The organism is Actinoplanes sp. DH11, from assembly GCF_020873875.1.
In the GTDB taxonomy this organism is placed as follows: Bacteria; Actinomycetota; Actinomycetes; order Mycobacteriales; family Micromonosporaceae; genus Actinoplanes.
Window position 1 is genome coordinate 209,756 of sequence record NZ_JAHWGU010000001.1, and the last position, 13,303, is coordinate 223,058.

Sequence of the window (13,303 nt, forward strand, 5' to 3'; positions counted from 1 at the left end):
CCTAAGATCACGGATCTTGACCCGTTGATCACTGTCGGTTGTCCGGCTCGACGTAGGGGTGTGGTCGTGAACTTCGACGAAATAGAGGTAGCTCTCGAAGAGCTGCGACGAGAGCGGCCTAGAGGGTCGAAGTCCGTGCATCAGCCGGTAGCTCTGCTGTGGGCGGCCCAGCGCGCGACCAAAGGGGAGCCCCGAGTCGCACCCTGGCACGATGCTCGCGGCCATCTCGCTGAGATCATCGCGGCAGTGGGCGACCGGGCCGACGACGAAACCGTCGCTGCCCGGGTCTTGGGTCTGAGGGGATCGCCGCTCCTGGATTTCCACTTCAGAACCTCGTCCCCTCTCGAGCGGGGGGTGCGAGCTGACCAGTGGCTCGATGAGCGCAATCCACTGTTGGGTCTCTCCGACGGCGCCTACCGAACACTTGCCGGCGAAGGTGCCCTGGAAAGGTTCGCTGAGATCGCGGTAGACGGGCTGCCGAAGTCGCAGGGACGTCTCATCCGGGAGTATTTCGGAATCTTCGCCGGCTTCGGCGAGGTGCCCGGAGTCCCCGAAGGGACGATGTTCGAGAACCGCGCAGCCCTGGTGGAACGCAGAGTTCACATCAATCGCCAATGGGGGATCGTCGGCAACCGGGAGAGAGGTGCCGAGTCGGTCGTTGTGTCCGGTGGATACGAGGACGATGAAGACTACGGCGACGTAATAATCTATACCGGCCACGGCGGCCGGGATAGCAGCACCGGCAAGCAGATCGCGGATCAGAGCATCGATGACACCGGAAACGCTGCGCTGGTCACCAGCCATGTGAATCAGGTGCCGGTCCGGGTAATCCGTGGCCCGCGCAAGAACGACAAGCATGCGCCGAGTTCGGGCTATCGCTACGACGGACTCTTCCAGGTCGAGAAATTCTGGCAGCGACGCGGGCTTAGTAAATTTCAGGTGTGCCTCTACCGCCTGGTGAAGGTTGCAGGCCGAAGTGTTGAAGCCCAGCGACGTGACAACGTTCTTCTCCTGCCGGCGGGCAATGAGCAGCCGGGTCGCAAGACGTCGACGGTCGACCGGGTTACCCGCATCCGGGCTCTATCGCAAGCGGTGAAGGACCTCCACAACCACGTCTGTCAAACCTGTGGCATCCGACTTGCGGTCGCCGGCCGAGGGTATGCCGAAGGTGCTCACATCAAACCGGTGGGCCAACCGCATAACGGGAACGACACCGCAGACAATTTGCTGTGCCTGTGCCCTAACTGCCATGTGCTCTTCGATAACGGAGAGATCGTTATCGAAGAGGACTTCAGCATCGTGTCAGATTATCCAAACAGCGGGTTCTTGCGCAGAGTCAACGGCCATGAGGTCGGTGTAGAAAACTTGGCATACCACCGCAACCTCTTCCCGAAGGCTTAGGCGAGCATCGGCCGGCCGCTCCTGGAGCCGCGGACGCCCTGGTGAAGGTGGTTGCTGTCAGGCCACTCGGGTGTACTCGATAGCGTTGGATCTGCACCGTAACCGCCACGACCTAGGGATGCGCACGTGGAGCTCCTGCACTCCGGCAAGGTCCGGGACGTCTATGCCGACGGGGATGACCTGTTGCTGGTCACCTCGGATCGGATCTCGATCTATGACGTGGTTCTGCCGACGCCGATCCCGGACAAGGGGAAGATCCTCACCCAGCTGTCCCTGTGGTGGTTCGACCAGCTCGCCGATGTCATCCCCAACCATGTCATCTCGGCGACCGATGTGCCGGACCAGTGGCGGGGGCGGGCCATCCGGTGCGAGCGGCTTGAGATGGTCATGGTGGAGTGCATCGCTCGGGGGTACCTGGCCGGGTCGGGGCTCAAGGATTATCAGCGTGACGGGGCGGTGTCCGGGAACGCGCTGCCGCCGGGGCTGGAGGAGGCTTCGCAGTTGCCGGAGCCGATTTTCACGCCCAGCACGAAGGAGCCGGTCGGTGGGGGGCACGACGAGCCCCTGACGTTCGAGCAGACCGTGGAGCGGGTCGGTAAGGAGCTTGCCGAGGAGCTGCGCCGGGTCACGCTGGAGGTGTACCGGCGGGGGTCGGAGATCGCGGCCACCAAGGGGATCATCATCGCCGACACGAAGATCGAGGTCGGTCATGCGGGTGGGACGCTGAAGCTGGGCGACGAGGTCCTGACGCCTGACTCGTCGCGGTTCTGGGGTGCTGACGAGTGGCGGCCGGGGAGAGTGCCGCGTTACCTGGACAAGCAGTTCCTGCGGGACTGGTCCAGCCAGCTGACCGATTGGGATCGGACGGCTCCGGGGCCGGAGATTCCGGACGAGGTGGTCGAGGCGACGCGGAACCGGTATGTCGAGGTCTACGAGCGCCTTACCGGCGACACCTGGAGGTAGTGGCAGGAACGGCCCGGCGTGAAACCAACCCGCCGGGCCGGTTCGGTGGGGGTCTCTCAGGCCCACTGCACGGTGGTCTCCGGCGACAGCCGCGGCAGCCGGTCGCGCCACGCGTTCTCGCCGGGGTGGCCGAGGTTCACCAGGGCGAGGGACTTGAGCCGCCCGGCCGGGAAGAATTCGGCGTCCACGCCGTCCTTGTCGAAACCGGTCATCGGGCCGGCGACGAGGCCGACCGCGCGGGCTGCCAGCACGAAGTAGCCGATCTGCAGGGCGGCGCTGAACGTACCGTTGGTGATCCGCAGGTTTTCGTCCGCCTCGTACACGTCCTTGAGCCCGGGGTTGCGCGGGAACACGTGCGGTACGTGCTCGTGGAAGGCCGTGTCGAGGGCCAGCACCGCGACGACGGGGGCGCTCAGCGACTTGGGCCGGTTGCCTTCGGCGAGGTGCGGGATGAGGCGGTCCTTGCCTTCCGCGGTGCGGACGAAGAGCACCCGCAGCGGCTGGGTGTTCGACGCGGTCGGCGGCCACTTCGCCAGGTTCCAGATCTCCAGGAGTTCCGCGTCGGTGACCGGGGTGGCCGCGAACGAGGTGGCGGTGCGCGCGCTGGTGAAGAGCAGGGCTCGAGCGTCGGCGTCCAGCTGGGGGCGGCTCAGGCCGGCTTCGGAAAGGGTGTCCACCACTGAAAAAGTAGTAGCGGTCCCACCGAAAGCCAGTGATCAACGGGTGAAGATGATCACGAGTGACCCGGCATACGATCATGGGGTGGATTACGGTCACCCGCTGCGCTTCGGCACGTTCCTGACCCCGTCGAACGACGACCCGGAGGCCGTGGTCGAGCTGGCCGGTCTCAGTGAGGATCTCGGGTACGACCTGGTCACCTTTCAGGACCACCCCTATCAGCCGGGCTTCCTCGACACCTGGACGCTGCTGACCTGGGTGGCGGCGCGAACCCGGCGCGTCGAGATCTCCGGGAACGTGTTGAACGTACCCATGCGCCCCGCTCCCGTTCTCGCCCGCGCCGCCGCCAGCCTGGACCTTCTCTCCGGTGGCCGGGTGGCCCTGGGTCTGGGTGCCGGCGGGTTTTGGGACGCCATGGTGGCGATGGGCGTGCCCCGCCGCACCCCGGGCGAGTCGGTGGATCAGCTCAGCGAGGCGATCGACGTGATCCGTGATCTGTGGCGCACCGACGCGCGCGGACCGGTGCGTCATCCCGGCGAGTACTACCGGTTGAGCGGGGCCAAGCGCGGACCGGCGCCGGCGCACGAGGTGCCGATCTGGCTGGGCGCCTACGGCCCGCGGATGCTGCGGCTGCTCGGCGCGAAGGCGGACGGCTGGCTGCCGTCGCTCCCGTACCTGAAACCGGGTGCGCTGGAGAGCGGCAACGCGATGATCGACGAGGCGGCGCGGGCGGCCGGCCGGGATCCCCGGGAGATCCGCCGGCTGCTCAACATCTCCGGCGATCCGGGGCACAACGCGCAGCGGTGGGTGGACGAACTGGTGCCGTACGCGGTGGAGCAGGGCATCAGCACGTTCGTGCTCGGTTCCGACGACCCGCGTGAGCTGGAGCGATTCGCGACCGAGGTGGTCCCGGCGGTGCGCGACGCGGTGGCGCGGTCGCGCACCGCGGCGGGGGTGGCGACGGGCCTGGTGCGCCCGGTCGCGGCTCTGCGGCTGCGCCGCGACAACATCGACTACGACGGGCTTCCGGAGACGCTTGCGGCGGTGGCGATCGAGCCCGGCGATTTTGAGTACGGGCTGGTGCGCTCGACCTATATGCGAGGAGGTTCGCCGGGGCTCGTGCTTCAACCGGCGGATGTGCCGCAGGTGCGGGCCGCCCTCGCGTTCGCCATGGAGCAGGAGGTGCCCCTGGCGGTGCGCAGCGGCGGGCACGGCATCAGCGGCCGGTCGACGAACGACGGCGGCATCGTGATCGATCTGTCCCGACTCGACGGCATCGAGGTCCTCTCCGAGCCGGACCGGCTGATCCGGGTGGGTGCCGGTGCCCGCTGGAAGCAGGTGGCAGCCACCTTGGAGCCGTACGGCTGGGCGTTGAGCAGCGGCGACTACGGCGGCGTGGGTGTCGGCGGGCTGGCGACCGCGGGCGGGATCGGCTGGCTGGCCCGCGAGCACGGCCTGACCATCGACCGGATGCGCGCCGCCGAGCTGGTGCTGGCCGACGGCTCGGTGGTGCGCGCCTCCGCGGACGAGAACACCGATCTGTTCTGGGCGGTCCGCGGTGCCGGTGCCAACTTCGGCATCGTGACGGCGTTCGAGTTCCAGGCCGACGTGGTGGGCCCGGTCGGCTTCGGCCAGTTCGTGCTGGACGCCGAGGACCGGGCCGGCCTGCTGGAGCGCTGGGGCGCCGCGATGGAGGCGGCACCGCGGGACGTCACCACCAACCTGATCCTGGGGCCGTCCCGGCAGGGCCGTTCGTTCGCCCAGATCTACGGGGTGGTCGACTCCGCCGAGCCGGACACGATCATCGAGCGGTTCACCCGGGTCGCCGGCATCGCGCCGCTGCTCGACCAGCAGGTGCGGGTGGTGCCGTACTCCGGGGTGATGAACGTGCCGGACACCCCGCACGACGGGCAGGGCGAGCCGGTGGCCCGGTCCGGGCTGATCGACCGTCTGACGCCGGAGTTCTGTGCGGCGGCCGCGGAGCTGATCGCGTCCGGGGCGGCGTACTTCTTCCAGGTGCGATCGGTGGGCGGCGCGGTCGCGGACGTGCCGGACGATGCGACGGCGTACGCGCATCGGGCGGCGAATTTCTCGGTTGTCGCGTTCGGTGGCTCCAAGGCGAGGCTCGACGCCGCGTGGGCGGAGCTGGCCGGGCACTTCCGGGGGTTGTATCTGTCGTTCGAGACGGACTGGTCACCGGAGCGGATCACCGAGGCGTGGCCGCCGGCGACGCTGGCGCGGCTGCGGGAGTTGAAGCGGCGTTACGACCCGGGGAACGTCTTCCGGGACAACTTCAACATCGACCCTAGGTCCTGACCGGCTGCTGGTGCTCGGATCGGTGGCCGAGGCTCAACTGGCACGCGCCACCGCAGGTGAGCTGCTCCCCGCAGGTCGGGCACCAGTCGTTGGTGCGACGCAGGTACCACCCGAGGGCGACGCCGGAGAAGAGGCTGAGCAGGCCGACGATGGCGGCGACCGTCACGGCGCCGGTCATGCCAGGGGCCCCCGGTTGCGCGGGTTGCGGCGCACCAGGCGAAGACCGCGGTGGTCGAGCGCGGGGTCGCTGTCGAACCGGGACGTCACGTAGGGCGCGGTGAACGTGTCGACGCCGGTGCCGGGGTGGACGCCGGGCCGGTAGGTCACGGTGACCGCGCGCGGGGAGGACGCCTCGATGACTCCGGCCCGCCAGCCGTCCCGGTAGACCCACACCGGGTCGGCCGGCCGGTAGCTCTCGGCTGGGGCCACATCCGCGGGGTCGCGTTGCGGGGGTGTGAGGTTCGGTGTGGACGCCGTCATCTTCGACATCTGCGTGCCTCCAGGGTTCCTAATGAGGCGTCGGGGACCCACATCGGCCGAGCAGTCGGACTTTTCGGCACGCTGTGTTAGCAGTCGGTACGTGTCTGTCAGCTATCATGCTCGTCATCAAGTGCGTTCGCAAGGCCGTCTGCACGTGCATCTGCTCGGCGCAAATGCGGGCGGGCGGAGCACAGGCATGGTTTCGCAGCGGACGATCTCCGCTCTAGGATGCATGGGACTGCGCCGGGCAGTCACGATGTGGCGACGAGGAGTCAGGTGAGCGCGGGTTCGCAGGAGGAGGCGCCGGGCGGCGGTCCTACCGTCCTCCGCATTCTGCTCGGCTCCCAGCTCCGGAAGCTGCGGGAGTCGCGGGGAATCACCCGGGAGGCTGCCGGATACGAGATCCGGGCCTCCGGGTCGAAGATCAGCCGCATGGAGCTGGGCCGGGTCAGTTTCAAGGAACGCGACGTCGCGGACCTCTTGACCATGTATGGCGTGGACGACGACCACGAGCGTGACGCGCTCATCGGGCTGGCTCGGCAGGCCAACAACCCGGGCTGGTGGCAGCACTTCAGCGACGTGCTCCCCGGCTGGTTCCAGGCCTACCTCGGGCTCGAGGCGGCCTCGTCGCTGATCCGTACCTATGAGATCCAGTTCGTGCCCGGCCTCTTGCAGACGCCGGATTACGCGCGAGCCGTCATCATGCTCGGCCACGCCGGCGCGAGCGCCGACGAGATCGACCGTCGTGTCGAGGTGCGGCGTCACCGGCAGCAGATACTTACCCGGCCGGGCGGCCCGCAACTCTGGGCGGTGATCGACGAGGCCGTGCTGCGCCGCCCGATCGGCGGCGTCGAGGTGATGCGGGCCCAGATCGAGTCGCTCATCGAGGTGTCCAAGATGCCGAGCGTCCGGCTGCAGATCATCCCGTTCCACGCCGGTGGGCACGCCGCGGCCGGTGGCCCGTTCGCGATCCTGCGGTTCCCCGAGCCGGAGCTGCCCGACGTGGTGTATGTCGAGCAGCTGACCAGCGCGATCTACTTGGACAAGCGCGAGGACGTCGACCAGTACGCGATGGCGATGGAGCGGGTCTGCATCGACGCGGAACCGCCGAACCACACGCCGGAGATCCTCGGCAAGTTGCTGCACGAGGTGGGCAAGCCCGCCTGACGGCGGCCGGGCGATCATGATGCCCGGAAAACGGCACGGTCCGGTCGCGGTGCGACCGGACCGCTGGTCTATCTGGTCGTCCTCAGTCTCAGTCTCGTTCTCAGGCGACGAGGTTGTCGAAGTCCCCGTCACGGACGCCGCCGAGGAACGCCTCGATCTCGGCGCGGGTGTAGATCAGCGCAGCACCCTCGGGGTCCCGGGAGTTGCGCACGGCGACGTCACCGCCGGGCAGGACAGCGCACTCCACGCAGTTGCCGCTCGGGTTGCTGCGACGGCTCTTCTGCCAGACAACGCCCTCCAGCTGACCGGCCGGCATGCCGTTGACCACGTAGGTCATTCCAAGCTCCCTTGGTCTGCCCCGAACCGCCGATCGATCCGGGGGTGGTGATAAGCCACGTGCCATTCGGCCGAGAATGCAGATGCACGTGCATCTGGCCTTGCGTAGTCACGTGATTTTGAGCATGATAACGCACGTACTACTCCTGATGGTTGTCACTCAGGGTGACATCTTTAGGTGATGGGTCGGTCGCGGAGCGGCGTCTGCGGCCTCAGCGCGTGGCTCCCCTGGCGGGGGGCGTTCCGAGCGAGAGGTTACGAGAATGTCGATTTCCAACATCGGCCCGGAACGTCCCGATCCGAGTGACCGCACGGTGTCCGAATCGGCACGGCGGGGCAACCCGTCGGTGCTCTTCCGGGGAGAGCGCGCCATCGACGAGGTCGATGCCGCCGAGGCCCGGGCCAGCACCGTCACGCATCGGTTCGGCGGAGTGAGGTATGCGTTGAACCGGCCCGGTGGCCCGACCGCCGCCGAGCCGCCGGCCGAGGAGGGTGAGTCCGACGCGCGCGAGTGAACTCATTCGTTGCCGCCAGCCGCGATCGGCCCGGCGTCGTCCGGGCCGCAGCGGCTGGGGCGTGTCGGCGCCTCGGATCAGTGACGATCGGTTGCGGCCGAGCGGGCCGGTCTGGCCGGTGTACGAGTTCGCCGAGGCGGACTACTGCTACGGCGTCGGGCCGATCCGGGTCCGCATGCTGCGCGTCGACTGGGCGCGGCCGGTGCCGCACGAGGGCGACACCTGGTTCGGTGTCCGTGCCGTCGTCATCGACCGGTCCGGCCGGGCCGGCGAGGTCCGGGAGATGTTGATCCGGGCGAGGCGGATGCCCGTCCCGCCGGCGTGCAAGCGTCCGCGCTTGCGGGTGTCACGAAGTACACCCGTCTGACGCCGGGTGGGCGGCCCGGTTCCCCGTGCCGGACCGCCCACCCGGTCAGAACATCCGCGACGAGGCTCGGCGCGGCAGCAACGAGGCTCCGCCAGCCGCCGGCGAGGCCGGCCACCGGCAAGGCCAGCCACTGGCGAGGCCAGCCACCGGCAAGCCGGCCACCGGCGAGTTCTGCGCCCGGCGGAGATCCGCGACAGGCATTGTTGGAGAAGCCCCCGCCGGGCCGAGCCGGCGGGGGCTTCTCACGCACGTCAGGTCAGGGCTTGCGGGCGACCCCGGCCCAGTAGTACGCCGCCTTGGGGTCGGCGACCTCCTCGTCGGGGCGCCAGTTGGAGACCGGGACCAGGCCGGGCTCGAGCATCTCCCAGTCGCCGAAGAACCGGGCGACCGCGTCGTGGGTGCGCGCGACGAGCGTCATCCCGGCGCCGGTGGCGGCGGCGACGGCCGCGCTCACCTCGTCGGGATTGAAGTCGGCCGTCGGGTGGGTGATCGCGAGCAGGCTGCCGGAGGGCAGGGCGTCGCGCAGCTCCGCGACGGTGGCCCACGGGTCGTCCGCGTCGGCGAGCAGCATCAGGATCGCGATGAGGGTGAGGCCGACCGGCCGGCTGAGGTCGAGGGTGTCGCGCAGCACCCGGTCGCCGAGGATCGAGCGGGGGTCGCGGACGTCGGCCGAGATGTACTCGCTGCGGCCCTCGGGCGTGCTGATCATCAGCGCGCGGGCGTGCACCAGCACGATCGGGTCGTTGTCCACGTAGACCACGCGGGCCGTGCGGTCGAGCCCCTGGGCGATCTCGTGCAGGTTGGGCCGGGTCGGGATGCCGGTGCCGATGTCCAGGAACTGGGTGATGCCTTCCTTGGACACCAGGTCACGGGCGACCCGGTGCACGAACTTCCGGTTCTCGCCGGCCATGTAACGCATGCCGGGGATCGCCTGCATCATGGCCTCGCCGACGGCCCGGTCGACCGCGAAGTTGTCCTTGCCGCCGAGCCAGTAGTCGTAGATGCGGGCGGAGTGGGGAACGTTGATGTTCACCCCGGGCGGGGCCACCTCGTTCGGTGCGGGACTGCCACTGTCCTTCTCCACGAACGCCTCCTCGCGCATCGACCCCGGGCGCCGATCTTCATCGGTCCGTTCAGGGTAGCGGCAATGATTGACCGACTTAACCCCCGCCGCACGGATTCGCCGGTTCGCGCAGGCAGCCGGTCAGGCCGCCGAGGCGCGTTCCCGTCGATCGGTGACCGACACGACTTGATCACGTCCGGCGTGCTTGGCAGCGTACAGCCGACTGTCCGCTGTGGACAGCAGGGCGGGCTGTGTCGGCGCGGTGAGCTCGGCGGACAGGGCGACACCGATGCTCACCGTCACGGGCAGGCCGTGTGTCAGCGATGCCCAGTCGTGGGCGCGGACCGAGCGGCGGATGGTGTCGAGCAGCGCGGTGGCCCGTTGCGCGGAGGTGCCCGGCAGGACGATCAGGAACTCCTCACCACCCATCCGGGCGACGAAGCCGGCCGGGCAGGTGGCACTCAGCCCGCGGGTCAGCAGGTCGGCCACCCGGACCAGGACCTGGTCGCCGACGTTGTGCGACAGCCGGTCGTTGACCTGCTTGAAGTGGTCGAGGTCGACCAGGGCGACGACCAGCGACGGGTCGTCCCGGACGAGGGCCGGGAGGTTCTCGTCGACGAACCGCCGATTGTGCAGCCCGGTCAGCGGGTCGCGGCGGGCCTGCTCCCGGAAACGCTCGGCCTCCTGCCGGGCCTCGGCCGTCTCGAACATCGCCTGCCGGGTACGCGTCCGCGCCTCCCGCTGGACCGAGTGCCGGTTCTGGTACGCCGTGAAGAAGACCTTGTGCGCCTCGAACGCCTCGGCGAACTCACCGCGGGCGGCGTGCAGTTCGGCCTGCTCCTGGTGCACCCGGACCAGCAGGTCGCCGAGGTCGCGTTCCAGGCACATCGCGCGCGAGGTGTCCAGCGTGGACTGCGCTCGGTCGAGGGCGCCCAGGCCGCGCTGTGCCCGGGCGAGGGTGAGCAGGTACATCGCCAGGGCGTCGGCGGCGTCGTACCGCCCCTCCTCGTGCCGCTCGATGCACTGCCGCATGGTGGCCTCGGCCTCGGGGAAGCGGCCGTTGCCGATCTGGATCCAGCCGATGGTGTCCAGGTACGCGGGCTCGAGCTTCTCGCCGCGCTCGTCGGCGAGCCGGAGCAGCCGGTCGGCCACCTGCTCGGCGCGCTTCTGGTTGCCGGTGTCGAACTCGGTGAAGGCGTAGTTGTTGAGCAGGCAGAGCAACGCCGGCGACCCGGTCTCCACGGCCAGCTGTTCGGCCTGCCGGTAACGGACCCGGGCCGCGTCCATCGAGCCGGCCGCCCAGAGCGCGTCGGCCAGCTTGGTGCGGTGCCAGATGTGCATGTGGGTGGTGGAGTCGTCGCCGAGCAACTCGACCGCGAGCACCGCGTGTTCCAGGGCCTGCTCGGCGTCGCTGAGGTGCCCGTGGATGTAGGACCAGACCAGGTGGGTGCGAGCCATCAGCCGGCGGTCGTCGTTGCTGACCGCCCACTGGTGCACCTGCCAGATCTGCGAGGCGGCGCCGGCCACGTCACCGGAGCGCAGCCGCATGTTGGCCTGCACCAGCTGGGCGCGGGCGACGAGCGAGTCGTCACCGAGGGCGCGGGCCGCCTTCTCGATCTCGAGGGACCGGTCCAGCTCGACCGCCGCGTTCCACGAGCGTTCGTCCTCGATCGAGAGAAGGACAGCCGACATCGCCTCGGCACTCGCGAGCTCATCCACCCGGTTCTCCTCTCCCCTGCTGAGCATTGATCGGCGGCGTCCGGCCCGGCTGTAGGGATTCACTCTCCGTTCGTCGAGGTTATCTCTGCGTAAACGGACAAAGCGCTACATGTGACGACGCCCGCACCCTGAGTGGGTGCGGGCGCCGGTGCTGCCGGGTGGTTCACTTGGCGGCGAGGGCCGCCTCCTTCTTCTCCGGGGACTCCGGCGGGGTGGTGCCGAGGTCGACCGTGCTGCGCAGCTTCGCGGGCTTCATCGCGACGGCGGCGATCACGCCGATCACCGCGACTGCTGCGGAGATCAGGAAGATGTGGCCGGTGGCGTCGCCGTACGCGACCCGGACCACGTGCTGGATCGCCTCGGGCAGGCTGCTCAGGTTCAGCGCGCTGGTGCCGGAGGTGCTGCCGGCGGGCACGCCCATCGCGGTCAGCTGCTCGGTCATCGAGTCGGCGACCCGGCGGGCGAGGACCGCACCGAGGACCGAGACGCCGATCGTGCCGCCGAGCGAGCGGAAGAACGCGATAGTCGAGCTGGCCGCGCCGATGTCCTTGAGCGCCACGGTGTTCTGCACGGCGAGAACCAGGTTCTGCATGGAGAGGCCGACACCGATGCCGACCAGGGCCATGGCGCCGCCCACGTACCAGAGGGAGGTGTCGTGGTCGATCGTCGAGAGTCCGGCGAACCCGATGACCAGGACGATCGTGCCGGTCACCACGTACGGCTTGATCTTGCCGCTCTTGGTGATCATGCGACCGCCGATGGTCGAGGAGACCAGGATGCCGATCATCATCGGGATCATCAGCAGGCCGGCCTCGGTCGGGCTGTAGCCGCGGCCGATCTGGAAGTACTGACCGAGGAAGACCGAGCCGCCGAACATCGCCATGCCGACCGCGAGGCTGCCCAGGATCGCCAGGGCCGTGGTGCGCTGCCGGACGATCGACAGCGGCACGACCGGCTCGTCGACCCGGGACTCGACCCAGACGGCGAGGGCGAGCAGCAGCACGCCGGCGCCCACCATGGCGAAGGTCTGCCAGGAGACCCAGTCGAACGAGCCGTCGACGAACGAGACCCAGACCAGGATCACGCTGACGCCGGCCGCGATCAGGGTGGCGCCCAGCCAGTCGATCTTCACGTTGTCGCGGCGCATGACCGGCAGGTGCAGGGTCTTCTGGAGGACGAGCAGGGCGATCACCGCGAACGGCGCGCCGATGAAGAAGCACCAGCGCCAGCCGAGCCAGCCGGTGTCCACGATCAGGCCACCGAGCAGGGGCCCGCCGACGGTGGCGAGAGCCATCACGCCGCCGAGGTAGCCGTTGTAGCGGCCGCGTTCCCGCGGCGGGATCATCGCGGCGATCGCGACCTGCACCAACGCCTGTACGCCGCCCATGCCGAGGCCCTGGAACGCGCGGGCGGCGATCAGCTGCTCGGTGTTCTGGGTGAAGCCGGCGATCAGCGAACCCAGCACGAAGATCACGATGGAGGCTTGGACCAGCAGCTTCTTGCTGTAGAGGTCGGAGAGCTTGCCCCAGATCGGGGTGGTCGCCGTGGCGGTGAGCAGGGTGGCCGTGACGACCCAGGTGTACTGCGTCTGGCTGCCGTTCAGGTCACCGATGATCTTCGGCAGGGCGGTGGAGACGATGGTGGAGCTGGCCATCGCGACGAACAGCACGAGCAGGAGGCCGGAGAGGGCTTCCATGATCTCGCGGTGCGTCATCGCGCTCTGGTCGGCCCGTGTTGTGGTTGGGGCGCTCATCGCGCGACCTCCAGGCTGGGCGTGTGGTTCTGGTTCTGCTGGGCGATCAGGTCCGCGGCGAAGCGCTGGAGGGATGCGGCAAACGTGTCGATCTCCTCCTGGCTCCACCGGGCGAGTGCGTCGGCGAGCCGACTGTCGTAATGCGCGTACACCGCATCGAGTTCGGTCCGGCCCCGGTCGGTGAGGCGCAGCATGCTGGCGCGCCCGTCGGCGGGGTCGGCGGTCCGGGCGACGAGTCCGTCGCGGACCAGGGCGGCGATCGTGCGGCTGATCGTCGACGGGTCGAGTGCGTGCTCGGCGGCCAGGTCCTTCATGTGGCAGGCCTCGTTGCGGCGGATCGCGGCGAGCACGCCGGTCGTGCTGACGGGGGCGGCCGAACTCTGCTTGAGCAGGCGTACCGCCTTGAGCAGTTCGTGCAGGCCCGCCACCAAGGCTTCGTTGGCCATGTCGCGCCTCCCGTGATGTTTGCTGCACACAACTATCGCGCCAAACTTGCCGCCTGTGCAAGTTTTCCCATTGGGAACTGAATCACACGCCGATATGCT

The 13,303-nt window shown here is 68.9% G+C and carries 14 protein-coding genes; 6 read left to right on the top strand and 8 right to left on the bottom strand.

Features of this window, described 5'->3' with window-relative positions; genetic code table 11:
• Positions 1-66: 66 nt before the first annotated feature.
• Together LPA41_RS01050 and LPA41_RS01055 are read left to right on the top strand one after the other, a co-directional pair.
• Positions 67-1,401, top strand: a complete 1,335-nt coding sequence (locus LPA41_RS01050) for a YDG/SRA domain-containing protein (RefSeq protein ID WP_229067594.1) — start codon at positions 67-69, stop codon at positions 1,399-1,401.
• 126 nt (positions 1,402-1,527) lie between these two features.
• A complete protein-coding gene (locus LPA41_RS01055) occupies positions 1,528-2,364 on the top strand; it encodes a phosphoribosylaminoimidazolesuccinocarboxamide synthase (RefSeq protein ID WP_229067596.1) in 837 nt (278 codons plus the stop codon).
• A gap of 56 nt (positions 2,365-2,420) precedes the next feature.
• Here LPA41_RS01055 and LPA41_RS01060 read toward each other — a convergent pair whose 3' ends face one another.
• Positions 2,421-3,041, bottom strand: a complete 621-nt coding sequence (locus LPA41_RS01060) for a malonic semialdehyde reductase (protein ID WP_229067597.1) — start codon at positions 3,039-3,041, stop codon at positions 2,421-2,423.
• 85 nt (positions 3,042-3,126) lie between these two features.
• Here LPA41_RS01060 and LPA41_RS01065 point away from each other — a divergent pair, with 85 nt between their 5' ends.
• A complete protein-coding gene (locus LPA41_RS01065; RefSeq protein WP_229067599.1) occupies positions 3,127-5,358 on the top strand; it encodes an LLM class flavin-dependent oxidoreductase in 2,232 nt (743 codons plus the stop codon).
• Here LPA41_RS01065 and LPA41_RS01070 read toward each other — a convergent pair.
• Together LPA41_RS01070 and LPA41_RS01075 are read right to left on the bottom strand one after the other, a co-directional pair.
• Positions 5,348-5,536, bottom strand: coding sequence for a hypothetical protein (locus LPA41_RS01070; protein ID WP_229067601.1), 189 nt, complete (start codon positions 5,534-5,536; stop codon positions 5,348-5,350). The two genes, LPA41_RS01065 and LPA41_RS01070, sit on opposite strands and share 11 nt — an antisense overlap.
• On the bottom strand, positions 5,533-5,847 hold the full coding sequence (locus LPA41_RS01075) for a hypothetical protein (protein ID WP_229067604.1): 315 nt from the start codon (positions 5,845-5,847) through the stop codon (positions 5,533-5,535). Before LPA41_RS01075 ends, LPA41_RS01070 begins: the two co-directional genes overlap by 4 nt.
• A gap of 267 nt (positions 5,848-6,114) precedes the next feature.
• Between LPA41_RS01075 and LPA41_RS01080 the strand changes: the two genes are divergently transcribed.
• On the top strand, positions 6,115-7,005 hold the full coding sequence (locus tag LPA41_RS01080; RefSeq protein WP_229067607.1) for a helix-turn-helix transcriptional regulator: 891 nt from the start codon (positions 6,115-6,117) through the stop codon (positions 7,003-7,005).
• A 100-nt stretch (positions 7,006-7,105) separates the two neighbouring features.
• On the opposite strand, the gene LPA41_RS01085 is transcribed toward LPA41_RS01080, so the two are convergent.
• Positions 7,106-7,342, bottom strand: coding sequence for a DUF397 domain-containing protein (locus LPA41_RS01085; protein ID WP_229067608.1), 237 nt, complete (start codon positions 7,340-7,342; stop codon positions 7,106-7,108).
• 262 nt (positions 7,343-7,604) lie between these two features.
• On the opposite strand from LPA41_RS01085, the gene LPA41_RS01090 reads away from it, so the two are divergent.
• Both LPA41_RS01090 and LPA41_RS01095 read left to right on the top strand, forming a co-directional pair.
• Positions 7,605-7,856: a hypothetical protein gene (locus LPA41_RS01090; protein WP_229067609.1), complete on the top strand. Its 252-nt coding sequence runs from the start codon at positions 7,605-7,607 to the stop codon at positions 7,854-7,856.
• Between the two features lie 61 nt (positions 7,857-7,917).
• A complete protein-coding gene (locus tag LPA41_RS01095) occupies positions 7,918-8,223 on the top strand; it encodes a hypothetical protein (RefSeq protein WP_229067610.1) in 306 nt (101 codons plus the stop codon).
• Between the two features lie 256 nt (positions 8,224-8,479).
• Here LPA41_RS01095 and LPA41_RS01100 read toward each other — a convergent pair whose 3' ends face one another.
• The 4 genes from LPA41_RS01100 to LPA41_RS01115 form a co-directional block, all read right to left on the bottom strand.
• Positions 8,480-9,325: an SAM-dependent methyltransferase gene (locus tag LPA41_RS01100; RefSeq protein ID WP_374238087.1), complete on the bottom strand. Its 846-nt coding sequence runs from the start codon at positions 9,323-9,325 to the stop codon at positions 8,480-8,482.
• A 102-nt stretch (positions 9,326-9,427) separates the two neighbouring features.
• Positions 9,428-11,005 carry a diguanylate cyclase gene (locus LPA41_RS01105; protein WP_229067611.1) on the bottom strand — a complete coding sequence of 526 codons (1,578 nt, stop codon included), beginning with the start codon at positions 11,003-11,005 and terminating at the stop codon, positions 9,428-9,430.
• A gap of 163 nt (positions 11,006-11,168) precedes the next feature.
• Positions 11,169-12,758: an MDR family MFS transporter gene (locus LPA41_RS01110; RefSeq protein WP_229067612.1), complete on the bottom strand. Its 1,590-nt coding sequence runs from the start codon at positions 12,756-12,758 to the stop codon at positions 11,169-11,171.
• Positions 12,755-13,204, bottom strand: coding sequence for a MarR family winged helix-turn-helix transcriptional regulator (locus LPA41_RS01115; protein ID WP_229067614.1), 450 nt, complete (start codon positions 13,202-13,204; stop codon positions 12,755-12,757). Before LPA41_RS01115 ends, LPA41_RS01110 begins: the two co-directional genes overlap by 4 nt.
• Positions 13,205-13,303 lie beyond the last annotated feature (99 nt).

What these genes read in the sequence shown, in the direction of transcription:
- LPA41_RS01090 (WP_229067609.1), top strand. Translation starts at nt 7,605, where the DNA reads ATGTCGATTTCCAACATCGGCCCGGAACGTCCCGATCCGAGTGACCGC.
- LPA41_RS01100 (WP_374238087.1), bottom strand. Translation starts at nt 9,325, where the DNA reads ATGCGCGAGGAGGCGTTCGTGGAGAAGGACAGTGGCAGTCCCGCACCG.
- LPA41_RS01110 (WP_229067612.1), bottom strand. Translation starts at nt 12,758, where the DNA reads ATGAGCGCCCCAACCACAACACGGGCCGACCAGAGCGCGATGACGCAC.
- LPA41_RS01070 (WP_229067601.1), bottom strand. Translation starts at nt 5,536, where the DNA reads ATGACCGGCGCCGTGACGGTCGCCGCCATCGTCGGCCTGCTCAGCCTC.
- LPA41_RS01075 (WP_229067604.1), bottom strand. Translation starts at nt 5,847, where the DNA reads ATGTCGAAGATGACGGCGTCCACACCGAACCTCACACCCCCGCAACGC.
- LPA41_RS01115 (WP_229067614.1), bottom strand. Translation starts at nt 13,204, where the DNA reads ATGGCCAACGAAGCCTTGGTGGCGGGCCTGCACGAACTGCTCAAGGCG.
- LPA41_RS01085 (WP_229067608.1), bottom strand. Translation starts at nt 7,342, where the DNA reads ATGACCTACGTGGTCAACGGCATGCCGGCCGGTCAGCTGGAGGGCGTT.